Source organism: Tundrisphaera macrotermitis (assembly GCF_051175315.1).
GTDB lineage: Bacteria > Planctomycetota > Planctomycetia > Isosphaerales > Isosphaeraceae > Tundrisphaera.
Genome location: NZ_CP195100.1, coordinates 5,913,003 through 5,935,182, shown reverse-complemented (window position 1 = coordinate 5,935,182; position 22,180 = coordinate 5,913,003). Strand labels below are relative to the sequence as shown.

Sequence of the window (22,180 nt, the reverse complement as noted above, 5' to 3'; positions counted from 1 at the left end):
GGATTATCGATAAAATAGGCTGGGTCGCTGGTTTTGCCGAATCTCGGATCTACCTACAGCGAAAGGGATTAGGAACGGCGGGGGCCGCGGAGGGTTGACTTCGATTGAATCGCAACTAGCATGGTTTCGATTCAAGAGGGGTGGTCGACCGGGCTGGTTTGGCGGTCCGGGGCCCGAACTCGATCGACTCGATCCGGGTCTGGGATCGGTCGCCGTGGACGCGATCCGCCCGATCGGCCGGGGACCAAGAGGCCCGGCGGTCGGCGGCCCGCCCCGTATCAGAAGGATTCGTTGCATGAACGCTCCGGTCATCGCTCGACGCATCGGGGGTGTGGCGCTGGCGGCCTTCGCCGCGTGGACCCTGCCGGGCTGCCAGAAGGCGGCCGAGAAGGTGGCGCCGCCTCCCCCGACGGTCGGGGTGGTCGAGTCGCGCCGGATGGACGTGCCGATCGAGGTGGTCCCCAACGGGACGACGCGGGCCCTGGAGGATGTGACGATCCGGGCGCGGGTGCGGGGCTTCCTCACCGAGAGGCACTTCACAGAGGGGGCGATGGTCAAGAAGGGGGACCTCCTCCTCGTGATCGACGAGGAGCCCTACCAGGTCGCCCTCCAGGCCGCCCAGGCCAAGCTGGCCGAGGCCGAGGCCTCGCTCAAGAAGGCCGAGGAGTCCAAGGGGCGCGAGGTTTCCGCCTCGCAGATGAGCCTCGACCAGGCCCAGCTGCTCCTGGCCCAGATCCAGGAGCGGCGGAACCGGTCGCTCGTGAGCCGCAATGCCGGGTCGGCCGAGGACCTGGACAAGGCCGAGGCCGACCGCAAGCGGTGGGAATCGCAGCTCGAAGCCGATCGGGCCCACCTGGCGCAGGCCATGGCCGATTACGCGGTGGGCGTGGCCGCGGCCCAGGCCCAGGTCACGGCCGCCAAGGCGGAGATCCGCGACGCCGAGCTGAACCTGGGCTATTGCCGGATGTATGCCCCGATCGACGGGCGGATCGGCGAGGCCCGGGTCAAGGTCGGCAACCTGGTCGGCCCCGACCCGTCGGGCGGCGGCGCCTATTCCGACCTGGCCCGGATCCAGCAGCTCGACCCGATCGGCGTGGACCTCCGGCTCAGCTCCCGCGACCTGGAGCGGACCACCGAGCTGATGGCGGCCGGACTGTCCGTCCGCCTGACCCGGCCCGGCCCGTCGGGCCCGAAGGAACATCCCCACGAAGGGAAGTGCTACTTCATCGACAACGCGGTGGACGAGACCACCTCCACCTTCCTGGCCAAGGCGTCGATCCCCAACCCCGGCGGCAAGCTCCTGCCCGGCGAATACGTCAAGGTGCGGATGACCGTCGAGCACCTCAAGGATGCCGTCGTCGTCCCGGCCGCCTCGGTGGTCGAGTCGACCGCCGGGACGGTCGTCCACGTCGTCGACAAGGATGGCAAGGTGGCGGTCCGCAAGGTCGTCGCCGGCCAGACCCACGAGGGGCTCCGCGTGATCAGCAAGGGGCTCGACCCCGGCGCCTCGGTGATCGTCGAGGGCCTCCAGATGATCCGCCCCGGCCTCACGGTGAAGACCGAGCCCGCCATCCTGACCCGTCGCGACGACGGGACCAAGGTCACTTCGGCCGAGGCCCCGGCCCCGCCCAGGTCCTGAGGGCTGGATCCTCGAACGCATCCGGGGATGGGCCGCCGCGATCGCCGCGGGCCCATCCCCTTCTTTTTCGCCCACCGTCGCCCCATCCGCTCCTCGTGCCCTGAATATTCGTTCGATCCACCCGGGGAACACGCCGGTCATGGTTGACTTCTTCATCCGACGGCCGATCTTCGCGACGGTCTCGGCCCTCCTGATGCTCCTGATCGGGACGATCTGCGCCGTCAACTTGCCGATCGCGCAGTATCCCCAGGTCGTGCCCCCGCAGGTGCAGATCACCACGACCTACACCGGGGCGGACGCCCTGAGCGTCGCCCGGACGGTGACCACGCCGATCGAGACGCAGGTCAACGGCACGAAGGGGATGATCTATTACAACTCCGACAGCACCAGCAACGGCGTGTCGAACATCGTGGCCACGTTCGACGTCGGCTACTCGCAGGACATGGCCGCCGTCGACATCCAGAACAAGGTCCAGACGGCCCAGGCCCAGCTCCCGCCCGAGGTCAAGCAGTTCGGCGTGACGATCAAGAAGACCTCCACCGACATGGTGTGCGTGGTCAACCTGGTGTCGCCCGACGGCCGCTATGATGCGAGCTTCCTGGACAACTACGGCCAGATCTACGTCGGCGACATCCTCCGCCGGATCAACGGGGTCAGCGACGCCACGGTCCGCGGGCGGAAATACGCCATGCGGATCTGGACCGACCCGGACCGCATGGCCAACATGCGGATCTCGCCCAGCGAGGTGATCGAGGCGATCCAGCAGGAGAACGTCCAGGCCGCCGCCGGCAAGATCGGGGCACGCCCGGTCCCCAACGGGCAGGACTTCGAGCTGCCGATCACGATCAAGGGGCGGCTGGAGAAGGCGGAGGAGTTCGAGGAGATCATCGTCCGGCGCGACGACGACGGCTCGATCGTCCGGGTCAAGGACGTCGCCCGCGTCGAACTGGCGTCGGAAAACTACGAGTCCGCCAGCTACATCGACGGCAAGCCGGCCGGATCGATCCTGATCTTCCAGTACGCCGACGCCAACGCCCTGGACATCATCCACAAAGTCCGCGAGGAGATGGACCTGCTCAAAAAGGACTTCCCGGAGGGTCTCGACTACACGATCGTCTACAACACGACCGACTACGTGGACGAGAACATCAAGGAGGTCGAGCACACCCTGGTCGAGTCGTTCATCCTGGTCATGATCGTCGTGTTCGTGTTCCTCCAGGGTTTCCGGGCCACGATCATCCCGATGCTGGCGATCCCGGTGTCGTTGGTGGCGACGTTCGCGGTCATGGCGGCGTTCGGCTTCTCGATCAACTCGCTGACCTTGTGCGGGCTGGTGCTGGCCATCGGGCTGGTGGTGGACGACGCGATCATCGTGGTCGAGAACGTGGAGAAATACCTCCACCGCGGCTATGCCCCCCTGGAGGCGACCCAGGCCGCGATGAAGGAGATCACCACGCCGATCGTCACGATCACGCTGGTGCTGGCCGCCGTGTTCGTCCCGGTCGCGTTCATGCCGGGGATGACCGGGAAGCTCTACAACCAGTTCGCCATGACGATCGTCTTCTCATTTGTCTTCTCGGCGTTCAACTCGCTGACCTTCAGCCCGGCGATGTCGCGGCTGTTCCTCCGCGAGAAGCATGGGGAGACGAAGTTCTTCCTGTTCCGCTGGTTCAACGCGGGGCTCAAGTGGATCGAAGACTCGTATGACTCGGTCCTGGAGTTCACGGCCCGGCACTGGTGGACGATCGTTGTCCCCTCGCTGGCCCTGTTGATCCTGACCGGCTACATGATCACGACCCGGCCCAAGGCGTTCATCCCGACCGAGGACCAGGGCTACGTCATCTGCGTGGTCCAGACCCCCGACGGCACCAGCGGCGAGAAGACCGCCGCGGCCATCCAGCGCGTCGAGGCGATCGCCCGCGGTCAGCACGGCGTCGCCCACACGGTCACGATCGAGGGGATGAACATCATCACCTCGGCCAATCAGACCAACTGCGGCGTGGTGTTCGCCCGACTGGAAGACTGGCACGAGCGGAGGACGCCGGAACTCCGGGCCGCCGGCATCGTCCAGAGCCTCCAGAAGCAGATGTCGGGCAAGATTCGCGAGGCCACCGTCATGGTGCTCCAGCCGCCGCCCATCCGCGGCCTGAGCCAGACCGGCGGGCTGGAACTGATGATCGAGGACCGGGCGGGCAAGGGCGTGGATGCCCTCCAGCAGGTCGTCGACCGGTTCCAGGACGAGGCCCGCAAGCGGCCCGAGTTGACCGGCGTCTTCTCGACCTATTCGGCCCGGGTGCCCCAGCTCAAGTTCGACATCGACCGGACCAAGGCCCGCCGCCTCGACGTGCCGATCACCGACCTGTTCGCCACGCTCCAGGCCAACCTCGGCGGCTACTACGTCAACGACTTCGACCTCTACGGCAAGGTCTGGAAGGTCATGGTCCAGGCCGAGGGGGGCGTCCGCACCAAGCCCGAGGACATCGAGAACCTGTACGTCCTGAACCGCAAGGGAGAACGGGTCCCGCTCAGCTCGCTGGGCACGGTCCGCTACGCCCTCGGCCCGATCGACGTGCCGCACTACAACATGTACGCCGCCGCCAAGATGAACGGCGGGCCCGCCCCGGGGTATAGCTCCGGCCAGGCGCTCGCGGCAATGACGGAGGTGGCCGAGCAGGTCCTGCCGGAAGGGTTCGGAACGGAGTGGACCGGCACCACCTTCCAGGAGCAGAAGACCGGGAACCAGGCGACCTACATCTTCGCCCTGTCGGTGGTCTGCGTGTTCCTGTTCATGGCCGCCCTCTACGAGAGCTGGATCCGCCCCACCGTCATCATCCTGACGGTGCCCCTGGCCATGTTCGGCGCGATCGTGGGCCTCTGGATCTACGACATGCCGCTCGACGTGTTCGGCCAGATCGGGCTGGTCATGCTGATCGGCCTGGAGACCAAGAATGCCATCCTCATCGTCGAGTTCGGCGTGGAGATGCGCGAGAAGGGGATGAGCATCCTGGAGTCGGCCAAGGCGGCGTCGCGAGAGCGGCTCCGGCCGATCCTCATGACCTCCTTCGCCTTCGTCATGGGCGTCCTGCCGATGGCCCGCGCCACCGGGGCCGGCGCCTACAGCCGGAACTCGCTGGGGATCGTCATCGCCTTCGGGATCGCGGTCAGCACGATCCTCGGCCGGTTCGTGATCCCGATCTACTATGTGCTGGGCGAACGGCTGATCGAGTACCTGGCCGAACGCCGCAATCGTTCGAACCCGGGCCGCCCGGCGAGCGAAGTTCATGCGGTCGAGCATCACGCCCCGGCGCACGAAGCCGTCCCGGTGGGCGCCCATTGATGCCATCGGGCCGGGGGCGGGGCATGGTTTCCGTCCCCGGCCGAATCCCGGGCCGCATCCGGCCCGGGGGAGTATAATGGACGTGTCACCCAGGATCGGGCGGGGCCGCTTCCGCCCCGGCCCATCCCAAAGGATGATGCCGTGTTGAGTTCGAAGATGAGCGTCGGCATCCACCTCCTGACCATCTTCGCGCTGAAGGGTGGGCAGGCGCTGACGTCGGAATTCCTGGCTTCCAGCGTGAATACCAACCCGGTGGTGATCCGCCGGCTGCTCGGCTCGCTCCGCGCCGCCGGGATCGTGGAGAGCAAGACCGGGGTCGGGGGCGGGTGGTCGCTGCAGATGGACCCCGAGCGGATCACCCTGCTGGACATCCTCCGCGCCGTCGAGCCCCACAACGAGATCTTCGCCCTCCACCGCGCCGAGCCGAACCCTGAATGCCCCTGCGGCCAGCACATCCAGGGCGTGCTGACCGAGGTCTACGACAAGGTCCAGGACGGCATGACCCGCCACCTGGCGGGGATCACCATCGCCTGCATCACCCGCAAGATCCGCGGCCGGATGCAGTGCGTCGAACAGCCCGCCGTCGGCCTCGCTCCGGGCGAATAGCCGGTTGATCCCGGTGGCCTGGGCTCAGCGGATCCGGGCGTCGCCGGGGCGTCGGGCCACGGCCGATCGGGACCGCTCGAAATCCTCGAACAACTCGTCTTCGCCCGGCCGATCGCCATAGGCGGGCAGGGGGATGCGTCGGAGCTGAGGATCCCGGCCCGGGGGCGTGGCCCGGAGGATCGCGGCCAGCGCCCGGGAGAAGGCGGAGGCCCCCCGGGCGTTCAGGTGGGTCGTGTCCGAGAAGGCGTCGCGGGCATAGCCCGAGGATCGGCCGTCGACCACGACGAGATCGAGGCCGGGGTGGGCCTTCACCATCGCGTCGACGAACCGGGTGTAGCGGGCATCGAGCCCCGTCCACTCGTTCCGGGCCTGCCAGGACGGGCTGAAAGGGGGGATCACCCAGTAGACCCGGAGCCGATGGGCGGCCGCCAGGTCGAGGAATCGCCCGACGTAGGGGACGTTGGTCGGGTGGGGCCGCCACTGGGTCGAGCCTGCCTTCCCGCGGGCCGGCTCGTCCGCCGGGGCCATCGGGGCGGGGGTGCTGACGATCGCCCCGCGATTGATCCGCCCGTTCCTGACGTAGGCCTCCAGGATCGAGGCCTGCCCCGGATCCATCCCGGTGATCAGGGCGTGGGCGGCCTCGCGGATCCCCCGACGATGGCGGATCGATGGCCAGACCCAGGCGGAGACGGTCGAGGCAATGAACGGGCCGTCGCCGGATTCCCAGCCCAGGTCGATCAGGTCGCGGCCTTCCAGCAGTTCCGGCCAGAATTCCAGGCGACGCTGGACCGAGGCGGTGAGCGTGGCCGGGTTGAAATCGACGATCACCGCGTCCGGCTTGGCCCCCGCTTCCAGGGCCTTGCGGAGTTGGAAATAGGTCGCCGGAGGCTGGGCGCCGGGCAGGGCGAGGTTGTAGGCGCGGCGGCCGAGTTCGGCCTCCAGCACGCGGGGCAGGACGCCATGCTTGACCAGGCTGTCGCCGAAGCAGAGAATCTCGGCGCCGGGGGCGTCGGCGCGGGCCGATTCCCGACCGATCTTCCAGGCCCAGGACATGGTCTGCTCGGGCAGCCACAACTCGTGGCGAGCGATGGTGGATTCGATCACCACCATCAGCCCGATCATCCCCAGCAATCCCCAGGGGATGGCCCTCCGAGGGGGGCCCGCCGCGGTGCGCCGGCACATCATGATCTCGCCCCCCCGCATCGGGGGCCAGCGGCCCCGGACCGATCGCTCTCCGGGCTCGTCTTCGCCCGCCACTGGTATCGGCGGGCTCGCTTCGTGCGGATGATCCAACTCGACGCCCGGCGGCCCGCCCGGTTCCGAAGATGACGCCCGCCTTCCTCCGCCACGCGGACTAGGGCGGGTGTTATCATGGGACGTCGCTGCGAATGCCGGTTCGCCGGAATGCCCGGGTCGGGGAGATCGCCGGAAATGATCGAGTCCTATCAGACCTATCGAGGACTGCCGCCCCTGGCGGGCCTGGCCACGCACGAGGAGGCCGCCCGGCCCGGGCTGTCGGTCGAGGCCTGCGTCGCCCGGCTGAAACGCTACCATTACGCCTTCAAGAGGCTCCACGAGATCCTGACGGGCCGGATCATCGCCGAGCCGATCTACGAGCTGAAGACGGCGTTCTCCCACCACGCCTATCTCTGCTCCGAGCATGTCCAGGCCCTCCGCGACCGGGTGGGCGAGATGCGGCAGCCGCCCCTGGGACTGGAGGAAGTCCCCGACCCGGCCCTGGAAGTTTTGTTCGACGAGGTCCGGGCGGCCCCGACGACGGCGGGACTGATCGTCGGGATCTACGAGGTGGCCCTGCCCGCGCTCGATCGGGGGATGGCCCGGCATGCGATCGACACCAACCCGCTGACCGACGCCCCGTCGCTCCGCATCTGCCGCTTCGCCCGGCTCGAACTGGCCGACATGATCGATTTCGGGCGGAAGGCCATCGCGTGCCTGGTCGGGGAGGCCGACCGCGAGGCGATGCGGCCGTGGGTGGACTCGCTCGAAGCCGCCCTGGCATCGGCCGGCGGCCTGGACGGGACCGCGGAGCCTTCGGGATCGCCGGCGCATCGCACCCACTCGGCGGAGCCGTTCCGGTTCGACCTGGTGCCTCGCCGCGACGAGCGGTTCCGCGACCTGTACAACCAGGGGGTCAACGCCGAGGCGTTCCTTTACACCGAGGGCTTACCCGACCGGGCCAAGGCCCTGATGATGCTCTACAAGCGGATCCGCGAGATCGACGTCCCGGAGATGATGGCCAGCATCATCGTCGAGACCGAGGGGAAGCCCTGGGGCTATTACCGCGACATGACCCGCCAGCTCTGGGACGAGGCACGCCACGCCATGATGGGCGAGGTCGGCTTCGTCGCATCGGGCATCGACTGGACCGAGGCCCGGATCACCCACAACTGGTCGCTGAGGCTGAACACCGAATGCACGCCCCTGGAGCGGCACGGGGTGCTCTACTTCATCGAGCAGGGGCTCATGCCCAAGACCGGCAAGCGGTACGAGTGGGAGGTCGGCGTCCGGTCGGGCGACCCCCTGATGGCCACGATCCAGGACTATGACTGGGCCGACGAGGTGCTCCACGCCGCGATCGGCCGCGAGTGGTATCTCCCGCAGTTCGACCACTGGCGCGAGGGGCTCGCCTTCGGCGACCGGGCCTGGTCCAAGATCCTGAGCAACTGGGCGGAGGTCCGCGAACAGGGTCTCACGGACCACGAGAACTGGTGGCCCGCGATCTATCGCCAGGCCTGCGAACGCTGGGGCATCGAGCCCGACCCGGCGGTCCTGGCCTTCGACGTCACCTATGCCGATCGCCGGGCCGACCTCAAGGGGGTCGGCGCCAGCGGTTGAGGCCCGGCGGTCGCATCACGCCCGGTTCGTTACGTTTTCCAGGATGAGTTTCTCCCGGGACTGGAGCATCGACCCGAACCAGCCCAGGGTGAGCCAATAGAGTAGGATCACCGCCACGCATTCGGCCAGGGCCAGGATCAGGAAGACCGGCGCGTCCCCGATCCAGCCCTGATGCCGGGCCAGCGTCTCGAAGCCCAGCGGGATCAAGGTGAGGCCCTGGGTCAGCGGGAACAGGATCATGAACATAGCCACTTGCAGCAGGACGATGCTCAACTTCGGCTGCGAGCCCTTGAGCGTCCCGGCGGCGATGTGGAACGGGGCCAGGATCGACAGGGCATTGGCCAGCATGCAGAACAGGAGGAACATTGACACGTACTGGGGGACCATCCCGACCAGGTGGTCCCACTTCAGCGGGAAGAAGACCTGCGAGACGATGAGGACGATGACCAGCATCGGCGCGATCAGCGGCACGAACGACAGGTTCTTCCCGAGCAGGATGTCGCTCCGGCGGGCCGCGCTCAGCACGAAGACGCGGAACCCGTCCCGGTCGAACCCGAACTGATTTCCCATCAGCTGCAGGAATCCGAACAGGAGGCAGATCATCGCCCCGACGGCCAGGAACGGCCGCACCCCCTCCGGCATCGCGGCCCCCTGGCGGAAGAAGACCGTGCCCAGGATGGGGAACATGATCAGGGGCGAGAGCAGCATCATCTTGGCCTCGGGCGCCCGCAGGAGCGACCGGAGCCCGCCGAGGGCGATCGCCGAGACCGGCTCGGACAGCCCGGGGAAGCTGGCTTCGAGCAGGGAGGAGCCGGCCCGGCCGGGCGTCGCGGCCGGCGAGGGTCGCGAAGCTCGACGCGTCTTCCGGCTCGCGTCGAGCCCCTGGTGGGCCCGGATCGTGGATCGATAGGCCCGCCCGAGGCTGGCCGAACCGATCAGCAGCATCCCCAGGCCGCCCGCGATGACCGGCAGGGCCTGCCCGTCGGCCGCCGACCTCACCCCCATCGGCAGCCACCCGATCGGCAGGATCGCGTTGGCCAGCCGGGCCGCCCGCGTCATGGCCTCGAATGAGCGGCGCCGCGCGGAGCCCTGGGCCTGCTTGCTCGACTCGATCAACTGGGTTTGCCGCCGCAGATGTTCGGCGGCCTCGATCTTCTTCGCGTTGTACTGCTCGCCCAGAGCCTGCAGTTCCCGCTGGAGGGCCTGGGCTCGCCCGTTATCGCCGCGATCGCCCCAGGGCGCGACGATATTGATCAGGTTCGGCAACTGAGCGAGCAGGACGATCACGCCGGTTGCCATCACGACCACCGTGCGGCGGCGTCGGGGGTTGCTCATCAACGCCGCCAGCCACCCCTGCAGTTGATAGGTCAACGCCGTGACCATCAGCAGGAATCCGCCCAGGAGCGGCAGGACCCCGAGCTGCCCCACGCCCTGGACGAAGATCAGCGCGAATGCAAACCCGAGCATGACCGGGAGGAAGAGGATCAGGCTGAGCCGGGTCCACGAGCTGAGGTAGTTGATCAGGAACGCCGAACGCACCGAGACGGGGAGGTGGAGCAGATTCGAGAGCGACAGCGAATCGGACCGCTGGAGATCGGTCAACAGCCCGATCGTCCAGAAGAGGAGGAAGGCCAGGATCAGGCCATCCCACGCGAACATCAACTGATCCGGCGTGGCCTTCGGGATCAGGTACGCACCCAGCGCGAACGTCCCGATCAGGTTCGGGATCGCCGTCGCCACCAACCCGACCACGATCACGACCATCAGCGCGGCACTGACCGCGCCCGCCTTCCGGGCCGTGTTGTAGAGGATCCGCCATCTCAGCCAGACGAAGGCCCGCAGGTGCTCGATGTTCACGGGGCGGCCTCTTCCAGCCAGTTCAGCTTGCCGGCGGATTCGGGGTGGCCCCCCACCTTCTCCAGGAAGCTGCTCTCCAGCGAGCCCCCCCGGCGGATCTCCTCCAGCGACGCCTGCTCGACCAGCTTCCCCTTGACGATGATGCCGACGTGGGTGCAGAGCCGTTCCACGATCTCCAGGACGTGCGAGGTGAGGAAGACCGTGGATCCCCTCGCCACGAAGCCGGCCAGGAGGTCGCGGATGACCCGCGACGTCACCGCGTCCACCCCCTCGAAGGGTTCGTCCAGGAACAGGAGGTCGGGGTTGGGCAGCAGCGCCGCGGCCAGGGCGAGCTTCTTCTTCATCCCGTGGGAATACTCCAGGGTGAGCTTCTTGTGCTCGTCCTGGAGATCCAGGATCGAGAGCAATTCCTCGATCCGCTCGCGGATGGTCTCCTTCGGCATCAGGTGGACGCGGCCGATGAACGTCAGGTACTCGCGGGCCGTCAGGTAGTCGAACAGGGCGAGGTCCTCGGGGATCACCCCCATGTGCCGCTTGGCTTCCAGCGACTCGCCCGCGTCGAGCATGTCCCGGCCCAGCACCATCACCCGGCCCGAGGTCGGCGTGAGCAGGCCCGTCAACATCTTGATCGTGGTCGACTTCCCCGCCCCGTTGGGTCCGAGGAAGCCGTAGAACGTCCCGCGCTCCACGGCCAATTCGATGCCGTCCACGGCGCGGAAGTCGTTGAAATATCGCGTGAGCTGGTGCGTCTCGATCGCGAGAGTCATGGAGATCGTTCGCCATCGGGTGTGCGCGGATCGTCGCCGCCACGATAGCACGGCCCATGCAGGGACGATATGGTGTGTTGATCCCGTGCCAGCGTGCGCGAGAACCTCCTCATTTCATCAGCAGGGCCAGGAACGCGAGCGTCCACGCGACCGTCCGGGGCCAGTTCGTCGCGACCAGACGGCGGATCAGGTCTGCGTCGTAGCCCGCTTCCTGGAGCTTGCCGTGCAGCGGGACCGACAGCACGAAGATGGACACCCAGGCCGCCACTACCAGGGCCGCGGCCAGGATCCCCCAGCGATCCGGCCGATCGACGAGGCCCCGGCCGATCAGGAAGACCTGGCCGAACATCAGGGGAATCACGAACCAGGAGATCGCCCGGGTATACGCCGCATGGTGGGCCCGGAACCGATCGGGGGCGACCTCGGCGAACGACGGATAGATGATGATCTGGACGAGCCAGATCAGGACCACCAGCCCGAACGAGACCATCCGAGACGCCTCGGCCAAGCTCATCATAACAGCGAGCCTCAAGAGTACCGGTCCAATCGTTGCCGACTACACGTCATCCGACCATCCTGGACCGGGCGATTGTAGGAGGCCATGAGGGTTCGTCAGGATCGATGGACGTCGGGATTTCCCCGAAGATCAACGCCCGAGTGATGCGAAAAGATCCTTCCCAATCCGTTGGACCAACGCTAGAATCGATCCGTAGCGGCCGATTGCGAGATCGGCCGTTCCTGGGGATGTAGCTCAACTGGGAGAGCGCGTGGTTTGCAACCACGAGGTTGTGGGTTCGACCCCCATCATCTCCACTAGGTCAGGCCAGGACTTAGGTCAAAAGTCGGTGTCGTTCCGGCCGAGACAGATCCGGTGCTGCGATGACGCGCAGCACGGCATTCGCCCGCCTCTCAGCCATGATCATGCCCGAGCCGACGATCCGCCGCCTCGACCGGGTCAATGACGACCTCATCGGCCGTCTGGCCGACATCCTCATCGACTGCGTCGAAGGCGGCGCCTCGGTCGGCTTCATGCATCCGCTCTCGCGTGATCGGGCCTTGGCCTTCTGGCGCCGGGTGGCGGACGGAGTTGCCTCCGGCGGGCGGGTCCTCCAGATCGCGGAGGATGAGTCGGGGCCCTGCGGGACCGTGCAACTCGTCCTCGACTTGCCCGAGAATCAGCCCCATCGCGCTGATCTGGTGAAGATGCTGGTGCATCGCCGGGCCCGCCGCCGGGGCCTGGGGGCGGCGTTGGTCCGGGCCGCCGAGGCGGAGGCCCGGGCTCGCGGCCGGACGTTGCTCGTGCTCGACGCCGTCACGGACGGCGACGGCTCTCGCCTCTATGAACGCCTGGGGTGGGTGCGGGTCGGCGATGTCCCCGGCTTTGCCCTGATGCCGGGCGGAGCTCCTTGCAGCACCACGTTCTATTATCGCGACCTCGCTGCGTCTCGAACCGGGCCGGTGGATCCGGCTCTGCCGGCGTGACGTCGCCTCTCCGCACGCCATCCATCGGTGCGTTTCATCCGGGACCGATCCGACGTTCTCCCCGAATGCGAAGCGGCCCGACCCGTGAAGGGTCGGGCCGCAGGGGTATGGGGAACGGGATGGCAGGGGCCATCGGCCCGGTGCGCGTCCGGGATCAGCGCTTCTTGCCCGGGCGAGAACGGGAGCGATTGTCGCGGTCGCGGTCGCGGATCCGGTCGCGATCGTCGTTGCGGATCGTCTTCTCCTTGTTCGCTTCCTCGATCAGCTTCTCGAGCTTCTTGCCCAGCCAACCCTGGGGGGCGGGGCCATTGCCGGTGCTCGGGCCCCGGCCGCCGGACGGGCCGCGGTCCCCGGGCCCGCCGAAGTCCGGGTCGCCGCCCTTGACCGGGGCGGTCGACGCGATCGGGAGGACCTTGGGCAAGAGGAGGCGTTCGCTGATCTGCCAGAGGCTGCTGGTGATGAAGTAGAGGCCCAGGCCGGACGGGACCTTGTAAAACATGAAGGCCATGAAGACCATCATGTACTTCATCATCTTCTGGTTCATCTCCGCCTCGGGCGTAGTCGCCGGGGGCGAGAATAGCTTGGTCTGGATCAGCATCAACGCCACGACCAGCAGCGGCAGGAGGTTGAAGTACGGCCCGAGGAAGCCGCCGATCAGGGGCAGCTCGAACGGGAACTTGAACAGCATGTCCGGCGCGGCGAGGTCGCGGATGTAGAGGAACGACGAGTGCCGCAGGTGGACGCTGTTATTCAACGCCTGCCAGAGGCCGACGAAGATCGGCATCTGGATCAGGGCCGGGAGGCAGCCCGAGGCCGGGTTGACCTTGTTAGCCTTGAAGATCGCCCAGGTTTCCTTGTTGAGCTGTTCCTTGTCGTCCTTGTACTTCTCGCGGGCCTCGGTCAGCAGCGGCTGGAGATCCTGCATCTTCTTGGCCATCACCGCCTGCTTCCGCCCGAGCGGGAACATCGCCAGGCGGACGCACATGGTCAGGAGGATGATGGCGATGCCGTAGTTGCCCTTGGTCCCGCCGAACATCCGCGAAACCTGCTCGGTCAGGGCATAGATCCGGACCAGGAGCGGGGCGATCACGTTCTTCGCCAGCTGCGACGCGAACGGGATCGGGAGCCAGGTCTTGCGGTAGGAGGCCAGTTCGTCGGCGCCGTACCCGACCAGCGCATCATAGGTCTTGGGGCCGGCGAACACCTTGTAGGTGTGCGTCGTCTCGCCCAGATTCGGGCCGACGACGAGCGGCCTTGAGGTGATCTCGACCCCGACGTCGGACTTCTGGGGAGCCTTCTCATCCTTGAAGACCGCGATCGGGCCGGAGTCCTGGTCGTATCGATCGGCGTTGGTCTTGGGGATCGGCCAGGGCTGGACGAAGGTGGCGAAGTACTGGTCCTCGACGCCGGCGAACTTGAGCGGCAGCTGCGAGAAACGCTGGGTCGGGTCGTCGATCGTCCCGACGACGTCCGAGGCGGCGCGGGTCGAAATCTCGGTGGTGTTTTCCTTCACCAGCCCGAAGAAGATGTCGCGGAAAGTCGAGGTGTACCATTCCCCCTCGATCGGGATCCCGTAGGGCCCGACCAGGGTGTAGGCGAACTTGGCGGCACGATCCCCGGTGAACTTCAACTCGACATCGAATCCGTCCTCGCCCTGCCAGAGGCGATACGTCTTGGTCACCGTGACGGCGGGCTCGTCGACCTTGGCCCGGAACGCGATCTCCTGCCCTTCGATCTTGCCGGTGCCCTTGGGGTCGGGCCTGGAGATGGTGCGGATGTATGGGGCCTGGTCGGAGTCGCGGACGACTTCCCAGATCTGGTCATACAGGCCGGCTTCGATCTTCTTGCGCCCTTCCGTACCGGCGGCGTTCCCCCCCTCCTTCGCATCGGAGGTGAGCGTCATGGCCAGCGGCCAGGGGGCCTCGGATCGGGGGTTCTGGCGGATCAGGACGAGCCGCGAATCCTTCTGAAGCCCTTTCCGGGCCGCCTCGCGATCGATTTCCCCCTCGTAGAGCGTCGAGATGGCCGAGGCGACCGAGGCCCCGCGTTGGTCGAGCCGGACCTCCAGGTGATAGCCGGCGGCGCCGCCCGCCTTCGGGCTGGCGCCCATGATCAGCGGCTGGTCGACGCGCTGGACCCGGGGCTCGGCCGGGCGGGCCGGCTCATCCTTCATGAACGGGTCGGCGGGCATCGCATCGTCGCGTGCCTTGGCCACCTCGGCGGGGGTCGGCTCGGCCTTGGGCTTCGCGTCCTTCTCCGCCTTGGAGGCGACGGCGGGCGGTGCGGGCTTCTGCGGGGGCGGGTTGAGCCCCATCGCGTCCATCAGCAACGTGATCCCGTACATCGATCCGATGGTGAGGACCAGGAACAAGACCAGCCGCTTCTCGCTGCTCATCGTATGGGAGACCTTGGCGTCCGGGGGAAGCGCGGTGGGAGGCGCGCGGGGAAGGGTCGGGCCGGACGAAGGCCCGGGATGGTTTCAGCGTCCCTGCCGGAGCCGATCGCCCAGGAATGCTTCGAGTTCGGGGATGGCGTAGATCTTCCGGATCGTGGCCTCGTGATCGTAGGGCAGCCGCCGGAAGGTCACCCGGACCGGGCCGGCCGCCTTGCCGGGCGTCCCCGATGCTCGTTGTTCGTCGGACCCCTGGCTTTCATTGGGAGAATTCGGCGCGGGCGAGGAATCTTCCTGGCCGTCGTCCAGGATCACGTAGCAAGATCGGGGATCGCCGTCGCGGGGCTGGCCCACCGACCCGACGTTGATCATCACCTTGCCTTCGCCGAGGGTGTATTCGTGGTCGATCTCCTCGGGGGAGAAGAACTGATACCCTTCGGTGAAGACGCCCGGGACGTGCGTATGCCCCTGGAAACAGTACTTTTCCACGAGCTGGAACAGCCGTTCCATCTTGCGGTGGTTGTAGATGTCCTCGGGGAAGATATACTCGCTCAGGGGATTTCGGGGCGACCCGTGGACGAAGAGGAAGGACTCGTGGCGGTAATGGCGGGGGAGGAGTCCGAGGAATTCCCACCGGCGTTCATTGTTGACGCGGTCGGACGGGTTTTCGAGCTGCTCGCGGGTCCAGAAGATCGCCCGCTCGGCGCCGATGTTGAACCCGTCGGGGTCGAACATGGCCCCCTGGTCGTGGTTGCCCAGGAGGGTCATCGTGCAATGCTCCATCACCCGGTCGATGCACTCGCGGGGGTTGGGGCCATAGCCGATGACGTCGCCCAGGCAGAAGATCTCGGAGATCCCGCGGGACTTGATGTCGTCCAGGACGACCTCCAGGGCTTCGAGATTGCCGTGGATGTCGCTGATCAGGGCGCGGCGCACCGGGGGAGACCTCCGTACGAGGCGGGGACGGCGAGGAGAGAGGTAACCGGAACTCCGCTCGGCGTTGACACGACGGACGGGGGGCTCTTAACTGTTAAAATAGAGCCGCGACGGCCCGGGGGTCAAGGCCAAGCCCGGCCCTTCTCCGTGATTGATCCCGCCCGGAGTCCGGTGGTCCGGATGGCGTCGGGCCCAATCTCGCCGGCGGTGGAGGAGGCGCCGTGAGGATCCTGGCCATCGATACATCCACGCTCCGCGCCGCCATCGCGCTCTCGGGGGCCGACGATCGGTCCCCCATCACCCACGGCGCGACGGAGCCGGACCGGCGTCACGGCCGCAACCTGGTCCCGGCCATCAAGGCCCTTCTGGACGGCCAGGGCCTGCGACCCGGGCAACTCGACCTGATCGCCGTCGGGGTCGGGCCCGGCTCTTACACCGGCCTGCGGATCGGCCTGACGGCGGCCAAGACCCTCGCATTCGCCGGCGGATGCAAGCTGATCGGGCTCGACAGCCTCGAAGTGATCGCTGCCGGGGCCCCGGCCGGGGCCGCGCGGGTGGCCGTCGTGGCCGACGCGCAGCGAGGCGATGTCTACGCGGCCGAATTCGCGCGGGGCCCCGGCGGGATGGTGCGGCTCGCCCCGACCCGGATCGAGCGGGGCGACGCCTGGGCGGCGGGGCTCGACCCCGGGACCCTGGTGCTCGGCCCGGGCCTCGACCGCCTCTCCCTGCCATGGCCGGAAGGGGTCCAAACCGGGACGAGCGAGGAGGGGCATCCCTCGCCCGCGAGCCTCATCGCCCTGGCCCGGGACGCGACCCGTTCGGACCGGCGCGACGATCCCTGGACGTTGGAGCCCGCCTATTTCCGGCGGAGCGCCGCCGAGGACCAGTGGGACAGGCGGACATGACCCCCGATCGCGACCAATCGCGCACCAAATCGGCCTACAGCCTCCAGTGGAATACGTTCCGGATCCTCCGGCCCGACGAGGACCGCGCCACCTTCCGCAACCGGACGGGCCTCGACCCCGAGGCGTTGCGAGGGAGGTCGGTGCTGGACGGCGGCTGCGGGATGGGCCGGTATCTGCGCGTGGCGGCGGAGGCCGGGGCCCGGGTCGTCGGGCTCGACCTGAGCGAGGCCGTGATCGCGGCGAAGGCCCTCACGGCCGACCTGCCCGGAGTGTCCCTGGTGCGGGGCGACCTGCTCCGACCCCCCTTCGGCCCGGGGACCTTCGACCACATTTACTCGCTGGGCGTGCTCGACCACACGCCCGCCCCCCGCGCCGCGTTCCTGGCCCTGGCTCGATTGTTGAAGCCGGGCGGCCGGATCGTCATCTGGGTCTATTCGCGCGAGCGTCCCGCGCTGGAACGGATCATCGAGGTTCATCGGGCCATCTCCCGTCGGCTCCCGCTCGGGGCCCTGATGGCAGTCAGCCGGGCGATGGCGCCGGTCGGCGGGCTCAAGCGGCGCTTGATGGCCAGCCCCCATCGGCTGGTATCACGCCTGGGCGTCGCCCTCAACGTGGCCACGATCGGCGTCTCAATGCACCCCGACCCCGAGGTGCGCGTGTGCGACACCCTCGATTGGTACGCGCCGAAGTACCTTTCGCGGCACACGACCGAGGAGGTTATGAGCTGGTTCGCGGAGGCGGGGCTCGTCGACATCCAGGATCTGTCCCGATCGCAGGTCTTCTTCCACGCCGGGCAAGGGAATGGGGTCAACGTCTCCGGCCATCGCCCGGCCTGACTCGGGTCGGGCCTCGCTCGGATGAGACGGGCGGGAAAAGGGGCTGATCGTGGGTGGTCGGCGGAGGTGCCGCCCCTTTTCCCCGCCGGGTTCGTCGCCCTTGGCCGCTCGCCTAGTCCTGGCTGGAAGTCAATCGCCGCGAGGCCTCGATGTTCCGGAGCAGGTCATTGCGGATCCTGATGCGGCGGTGGAGGTCGGCGACGCTGGTCGCGGACCAGAACTGCCCCGGATGATCGATGGCCTTCCAGACGATCTTCCCCCGAGGCCGCGGGGGGCACGCGTTGTCGGAGCGGGTCATCGGCTTTCCTCCCTGGAGATGGGGCAACACAAGCTGTCGTCCCCACTCCCTCGTTGCGATTCCGGGTCGAAACCGGGCAACGATCTCGGAGAAATCGCGAGGCCCCGCGTCAAAAGCCCGAGGACCGGCCCAGAACGCACGACGGGATCGCCGCCCCCGCGATTAGGAGCGGCAATCCCGCGTCGATCGATCGGGATTCGATCGGGTTCAGCCCGTCGTCCCTCCGGCGGCGGGATCGAGGATGCTCTTGGCTGCGATCCGCTGGCGGACCGTCTCCAACCACTCGGGGGAGGGGAGTCCGTACGGTCGGAACTTCTCCATCCGGCCCTGTTCCTCGTTGTAATAGAGGGCCCGATTCTCGCCGAGCTTGCCGGCGGCCGGCGAGTCGATCAGGGCGCTGGAGTCGTTGACGCTCATCTGGAACAGGACCCGAAGCTCGAACTCGCCGGCCGTCTGCCGCTCGAAGGTCCGGTTGAGGTTGCCCACCGTATCGCACCAGGCGATGCAGTGGATCCCGAAGTTCGGACCTTCGCGGAGCAGGGTGGCGAACTGCTTCGAGGCGCTCGGCTTCGCCTCCTCGCTGCCGTAGCTCGAAGAGAAGCCGAAGTCGTCGTCCGACTTGCGCAAATCGCGGAACCGGCCGAGGTCGTAGATCATGATGTAGATCGACGGGGCATCTGCGACATCCTCGGACTGCCGCCGGGCCAGCTCCTCGGCGATCTCGTTGATGACCGGCTCGACCTCGCGAGGTCCGACGATCTTGTAGGGATGCGGTATCACGTCCACCAAGTTGTTGAACGTGCCGTAGAGCGGCGAGTCGGTCGGGGTGCCATCCAGGACGAAGAACTTGGCCGCATTGCCGGCCCCTTCGTGGCCATTGATCGCCGGGACGTGCTGGGCCGCCAGGCTCAACACGGCCATCTCCAGGGTGCCTAGCGCCATCTCCTCGTACTGGCCGATGATCAGGATGTTGGCACCGCTCTGGCGGCGGAGCAGGGCGGCGGTCGGGTCCTTGATGGCGATCGCGTCGCCCAGCCAGACCTGGACCGAGCGGACCTCGGCGGGCCAGGCTTCTTCGGCCAGGGCCCGGTTGAGGAGCGGGTTGTTGGCCACGTCGGCCGGCAGGTTGCCTTCGAAGACGAGCTGCGGGGTGTCCGGGAGCAGGTTCCGCTCCTCGGCCATCTTGTGCAGGGTCTTGAGGTAGTTCTCGCGGTTGACGTCGGGCAGCCACACGACCTGGAAGACGTGGTTCCCCTCGATCATCCCGTTGGCGTCGTTGTAGATCGCCTCGCCGGGACGGGTCAGGAGCCGGGCCGCCGCGTTGTCCTCGGAGAGGATCAGGTGGGAGTCGGCCTCCGAGCACTGGAGGGCGATGCGGATCGCCATCTGGGCGATCGTGGTCCGGGCCAGCGAATAGGCACCGCCCAGGGTCTGCGACCCGAGGACGACGTGGATGCCGAAGGCACGACCCTGGCGGACCAGGCGGTCGAGCAGCAGCGAGGCCTCCTGGGCCAGCTTGTCGTCCTCGATGAAGAATTCCTGGAACTCGTCCACCAGCAGCAGGATGCGCGGCAGATACTCGCCCGTGTTGCGGCGATAGCTGGCCACGTCCTGGGCGCCGGAGACGCGGTACTTGTCGCCGCGGACCTTCAATTCGACGTCCAGCCGCTGCAGAACGCTGAGGCCGAACTCGCGCTCGGACTCGACGGCCACCACCCGGGCGTGCGGCAGGCTGTAGGCGGCGTAAGTCTTGAATTCGACCCCCTTCTTGAAGTCGATCAGGTAGAGTTCGACTTCCTTGGGGCTGTACATCAGCGCGATGTTGGAGATCATCGCGTGGAGGAGCGTGGACTTACCGGAGCCGGTCTTCCCGGCGATCAGGACGTGCTGAGAAGTGCCCTTGCCCAGCTTCAGGTTCTGGAACTTGGTGGCCCCGGCCCGGCCCAGCGGGGCGTCGATCAGGCTGCGGCTGTCCCAGGTCCAGTACTTGTCGGGCGTCGGCGCGATGGCCTCGAACGGCACCTCGACGCGCTTGGCCTGCTTGGCGGCCTCGCCCGCGAGCTTGACGATGCGGTTGAACTCGTCGTCGTCGGGCGGCGGGTCGAGCTTCAGCGGGTATTGCTCGAACGGGCTGTCCTTCCAGACGAATCGCCCGTCCTTCCAGACCAGGTTGATCGAGTTCGGCTCCAGATCCTTGGCCAGCGGCCCGGTGGCGCCGGCCAGCTTGGTGTCGACGCTGATCAGGGTGTAGACGCCGCAGCGGGGCCCGCTGTTGGCGATGCTCACCAGCCGGCGCTGGGCGATGTCGGAGAAGTTGGCCGGGTAGTTGGCCACCACGATCACGCGATAGGGCTCGGCGACCTCGCCGGCCATCTCGTTGTATTCCTCGATCGACTCGTATTCGTTGCGGAGATACGTCTGGATGACGTTCTCCATGTGCTCGGTCATGTCGACCAGCCGCTGGTCGATCTGCTGCTGCTCGGTCCAGATCCGCTTGTTGTTGACCAGCAGCTCGTCGTATTCGGACAGGTGCATGAACGTCGAGAAGTTCTGCCCCAGGCCGACCGGGTCGATGATCGTGAACCGGACCTTGCCCGGCGGGATCGCCGTCAGGAACCGGAGCATCGCGACCTGGAGCGCGGCGACGGCGGGCCCGCGCCCCTCGTCGTGCGTCTTGAGCAGCAGAGAGATCTTGTCCGGGAACGACAGGAAGGCGGGCAGGTCGACCGACTCGGGGGTGAATTCCTTGAGCCGGGGATCGGCCGGGATGGCCTCGGGGATCTTGGCCAGATCGACGTGGAATTCGCCGATCCGGAGGACGCCGGGCGACGCCGCGGGCGGCTCCCAGGGGTCCCAGGCGGGGTCATGCCAGGGCGGGAAGAGGCGGCGGTCCTCGGCATCGACCTCGCCGAGCTCATACTTCATCTTGGCCACGCCCTGGCGCCAGTCGGCGATCAGCTTGTTCCAGGACTCCTCGTAGGCGATGCGGCGGGCCTCGACGTCGGCGAAGTGGGCCGAGTCGTGGGCGTGGAGTTCCCGCTCGCCGGCCTCCTTGGCCTCCTTCATCTCGCGGGCGGATTTGTCCTCGGCCGCCTCCAGGTCGTCTTCCCACTTCTTCCGGGCGGCGGCGAGGGCCTTGGGGTAGCGATCCTCGGCCGTGCGGATCGCCTTGTCGCGGCGGGCTTCCAACTCGGGGATCAGCCGGTCGTAGCTGTCCTTGGCCTTCTTCGCGTCGGCGTCGCGGCGTCGTTCAACTTCGGCGGTGGCCTTCTTGTTCCAGTCCTCGACCCAGGCGGTGGCGCGGGCCTCGCGGGCGTCTCCCAGGGCGATCGCCCGGGAGAGCGCGTTGACCTCGCGGCTGATCTGGCCCCTGGCGGTAGACTTGATGGCCGACCGGGCGACGAAGCCGAGCACGCCGGTGGCCACCGCCCCGACCGCCAGGCCGACCATCCAGCCGGCGAAGTAGCCGACGGCCCCGGTCACGGCCAGGAACAGCACCACGCACAGGAAGACGAAGAAGCTCATCTCCAGGATCGGCAGGATCTTGAGCTGGGTCGCGGCGACCCAGGCGTCGTGGATCTCCTGGGTCGACTCGTCGAGCTTGACGATCGGGTCTTCGGATTCACCGTCGGCGGGCGGCGGCGGGGTGGTGTCCGGGGTGACGAAGGCCTTGTATCGGGCGGGGAAGCCGCCGGCCGCCTCCTTGACCTCGGCGTAGGTGGCCAGGGATTCGGCCAGGCGACGCTTCATCTGATCGTAGCGCTGGCGGACCTTGACGATGTTGGCGTCGTAGACGGCCGTGGTCTCCCACCCGGCCTCTTCGAGCGTGGTGGCCGCGTTCTCGGTCTCGAACTTGTAGACCTTCTTGGCCTGGGCCAGGGCCTGGTCGTGCTCCTGCTTGGCGGCGACCTGCTCCGCCTGGGCGCGGGCCTCGATGGCCGCGCGGGCCTGCTGGATGTCGCCGTCGATCGCCTGGATCTGCAGGTCGCGGCGGCGGACGATCCCTTGCCGCGTCGCCTGATACTGCTTCTCGGCGGCGGCCTGGGCCTTGGCGAACTCCTTCTCGATCGCGGCCTCACGCTGGGCGCGTTCGGTGGCCAGGCGGGAAAGGTCGCGGATGGCGTCGACTTGACGTTGGATCAGGGACGGTCCAGGCATCGCGGGGTGTCCAGCACGGGGTGCGCAACAGGATCATAAGCGGCCGTCGCGATCCACCCCCGGAGAGCAACCCTCCGGGGGTGGGCCGAGGCCCGGCGATCGGGGAAGGGC

The 22,180-nt window shown here is 67.6% G+C and carries 15 protein-coding genes and 1 tRNA gene; 8 read left to right on the top strand and 8 right to left on the bottom strand.

Annotated features, from left to right (window positions below; translation table 11 throughout):
- The first annotated feature begins 295 nt into the window (after positions 1-295).
- The 3 genes from TA3x_RS23970 to TA3x_RS23960 all read left to right on the top strand — a co-directional run bounded on the left by TA3x_RS23970 (position 296) and on the right by TA3x_RS23960 (position 5,582).
- Complete coding sequence (locus TA3x_RS23970; RefSeq protein ID WP_435017199.1) at positions 296-1,639, top strand: efflux RND transporter periplasmic adaptor subunit; 1,344 nt, start codon at positions 296-298, stop codon at positions 1,637-1,639.
- A gap of 139 nt (positions 1,640-1,778) precedes the next feature.
- Complete coding sequence (locus TA3x_RS23965) at positions 1,779-4,976, top strand: efflux RND transporter permease subunit (RefSeq protein WP_435017198.1); 3,198 nt, start codon at positions 1,779-1,781, stop codon at positions 4,974-4,976.
- A 141-nt stretch (positions 4,977-5,117) separates the two neighbouring features.
- Positions 5,118-5,582 carry an Rrf2 family transcriptional regulator gene (locus tag TA3x_RS23960; RefSeq protein ID WP_435017197.1) on the top strand — a complete coding sequence of 155 codons (465 nt, stop codon included), beginning with the start codon at positions 5,118-5,120 and terminating at the stop codon, positions 5,580-5,582.
- A gap of 24 nt (positions 5,583-5,606) precedes the next feature.
- Here TA3x_RS23960 and TA3x_RS23955 read toward each other — a convergent pair whose 3' ends face one another.
- Positions 5,607-6,704, bottom strand: a complete 1,098-nt coding sequence (locus TA3x_RS23955) for a hypothetical protein (protein WP_435017196.1) — start codon at positions 6,702-6,704, stop codon at positions 5,607-5,609.
- A 309-nt stretch (positions 6,705-7,013) separates the two neighbouring features.
- Between TA3x_RS23955 and TA3x_RS23950 the strand changes: the two genes are divergently transcribed.
- Positions 7,014-8,438 carry a hypothetical protein gene (locus TA3x_RS23950; protein WP_435017195.1) on the top strand — a complete coding sequence of 475 codons (1,425 nt, stop codon included), beginning with the start codon at positions 7,014-7,016 and terminating at the stop codon, positions 8,436-8,438.
- 15 nt (positions 8,439-8,453) lie between these two features.
- On the opposite strand, the gene TA3x_RS23945 is transcribed toward TA3x_RS23950, so the two are convergent.
- The 3 genes from TA3x_RS23945 to TA3x_RS23935 all read right to left on the bottom strand — a co-directional run bounded on the left by TA3x_RS23945 (position 8,454) and on the right by TA3x_RS23935 (position 11,579).
- Positions 8,454-10,295, bottom strand: a complete 1,842-nt coding sequence (locus tag TA3x_RS23945; protein ID WP_435017194.1) for an ABC transporter permease — start codon at positions 10,293-10,295, stop codon at positions 8,454-8,456.
- On the bottom strand, positions 10,292-11,062 hold the full coding sequence (locus TA3x_RS23940; RefSeq protein ID WP_435017193.1) for an ABC transporter ATP-binding protein: 771 nt from the start codon (positions 11,060-11,062) through the stop codon (positions 10,292-10,294). Before TA3x_RS23940 ends, TA3x_RS23945 begins: the two co-directional genes overlap by 4 nt.
- Positions 11,063-11,171: 109 nt before the next feature.
- Positions 11,172-11,579, bottom strand: coding sequence for a hypothetical protein (locus tag TA3x_RS23935; protein WP_435017192.1), 408 nt, complete (start codon positions 11,577-11,579; stop codon positions 11,172-11,174).
- A gap of 223 nt (positions 11,580-11,802) precedes the next feature.
- Here TA3x_RS23935 and TA3x_RS23930 point away from each other — a divergent pair.
- Both TA3x_RS23930 and TA3x_RS23925 read left to right on the top strand, forming a co-directional pair.
- A tRNA-Ala gene (locus TA3x_RS23930) sits at positions 11,803-11,875 on the top strand.
- Positions 11,876-11,941: 66 nt separating this feature from the next.
- Positions 11,942-12,544 carry a GNAT family N-acetyltransferase gene (locus TA3x_RS23925; RefSeq protein ID WP_435017191.1) on the top strand — a complete coding sequence of 201 codons (603 nt, stop codon included), beginning with the start codon at positions 11,942-11,944 and terminating at the stop codon, positions 12,542-12,544.
- Between the two features lie 154 nt (positions 12,545-12,698).
- Here TA3x_RS23925 and yidC read toward each other — a convergent pair whose 3' ends face one another.
- Together yidC and TA3x_RS23915 are read right to left on the bottom strand one after the other, a co-directional pair.
- Positions 12,699-14,939, bottom strand: coding sequence for a membrane protein insertase YidC (gene yidC, locus TA3x_RS23920; RefSeq protein WP_435017190.1), 2,241 nt, complete (start codon positions 14,937-14,939; stop codon positions 12,699-12,701).
- An 84-nt stretch (positions 14,940-15,023) separates the two neighbouring features.
- Positions 15,024-15,872, bottom strand: a complete 849-nt coding sequence (locus TA3x_RS23915) for a metallophosphoesterase family protein (RefSeq protein WP_435017189.1) — start codon at positions 15,870-15,872, stop codon at positions 15,024-15,026.
- Between the two features lie 221 nt (positions 15,873-16,093).
- Here TA3x_RS23915 and tsaB point away from each other — a divergent pair, with 221 nt between their 5' ends.
- Positions 16,094-16,777, top strand: a complete 684-nt coding sequence (gene tsaB / locus TA3x_RS23910; RefSeq protein ID WP_435017188.1) for a tRNA (adenosine(37)-N6)-threonylcarbamoyltransferase complex dimerization subunit type 1 TsaB — start codon at positions 16,094-16,096, stop codon at positions 16,775-16,777.
- Positions 16,774-17,613, top strand: a complete 840-nt coding sequence (locus TA3x_RS23905) for a class I SAM-dependent methyltransferase (RefSeq protein WP_435017187.1) — start codon at positions 16,774-16,776, stop codon at positions 17,611-17,613. Before tsaB ends, TA3x_RS23905 begins: the two co-directional genes overlap by 4 nt.
- Positions 17,614-17,725: 112 nt before the next feature.
- Here TA3x_RS23905 and TA3x_RS23900 read toward each other — a convergent pair whose 3' ends face one another.
- Both TA3x_RS23900 and TA3x_RS23895 read right to left on the bottom strand, forming a co-directional pair.
- Complete coding sequence (locus tag TA3x_RS23900; RefSeq protein ID WP_435017186.1) at positions 17,726-17,911, bottom strand: hypothetical protein; 186 nt, start codon at positions 17,909-17,911, stop codon at positions 17,726-17,728.
- Between the two features lie 207 nt (positions 17,912-18,118).
- Complete coding sequence (locus TA3x_RS23895) at positions 18,119-22,069, bottom strand: FtsK/SpoIIIE domain-containing protein (RefSeq protein ID WP_435017185.1); 3,951 nt, start codon at positions 22,067-22,069, stop codon at positions 18,119-18,121.
- Positions 22,070-22,180 lie beyond the last annotated feature (111 nt).

Excerpts from the sequence above, each read along its gene's own strand:
- TA3x_RS23965 (WP_435017198.1), top strand. The coding sequence starts at position 1,779 with ATGGTTGACTTCTTCATCCGACGGCCGATCTTCGCGACGGTCTCGGCC.
- TA3x_RS23905 (WP_435017187.1), top strand. The coding sequence starts at position 16,774 with ATGACCCCCGATCGCGACCAATCGCGCACCAAATCGGCCTACAGCCTC.
- TA3x_RS23950 (WP_435017195.1), top strand. The coding sequence starts at position 7,014 with ATGATCGAGTCCTATCAGACCTATCGAGGACTGCCGCCCCTGGCGGGC.
- TA3x_RS23895 (WP_435017185.1), bottom strand. The coding sequence starts at position 22,069 with ATGCCTGGACCGTCCCTGATCCAACGTCAAGTCGACGCCATCCGCGAC.
- TA3x_RS23900 (WP_435017186.1), bottom strand. The coding sequence starts at position 17,911 with ATGACCCGCTCCGACAACGCGTGCCCCCCGCGGCCTCGGGGGAAGATC.
- yidC (WP_435017190.1), bottom strand. The coding sequence starts at position 14,939 with ATGAGCAGCGAGAAGCGGCTGGTCTTGTTCCTGGTCCTCACCATCGGA.
- TA3x_RS23940 (WP_435017193.1), bottom strand. The coding sequence starts at position 11,062 with ATGACTCTCGCGATCGAGACGCACCAGCTCACGCGATATTTCAACGAC.
- TA3x_RS23925 (WP_435017191.1), top strand. The coding sequence starts at position 11,942 with ATGACGCGCAGCACGGCATTCGCCCGCCTCTCAGCCATGATCATGCCC.
- TA3x_RS23935 (WP_435017192.1), bottom strand. The coding sequence starts at position 11,579 with ATGATGAGCTTGGCCGAGGCGTCTCGGATGGTCTCGTTCGGGCTGGTG.
- TA3x_RS23955 (WP_435017196.1), bottom strand. The coding sequence starts at position 6,704 with ATGATCGGGCTGATGGTGGTGATCGAATCCACCATCGCTCGCCACGAG.
- TA3x_RS23970 (WP_435017199.1), top strand. The coding sequence starts at position 296 with ATGAACGCTCCGGTCATCGCTCGACGCATCGGGGGTGTGGCGCTGGCG.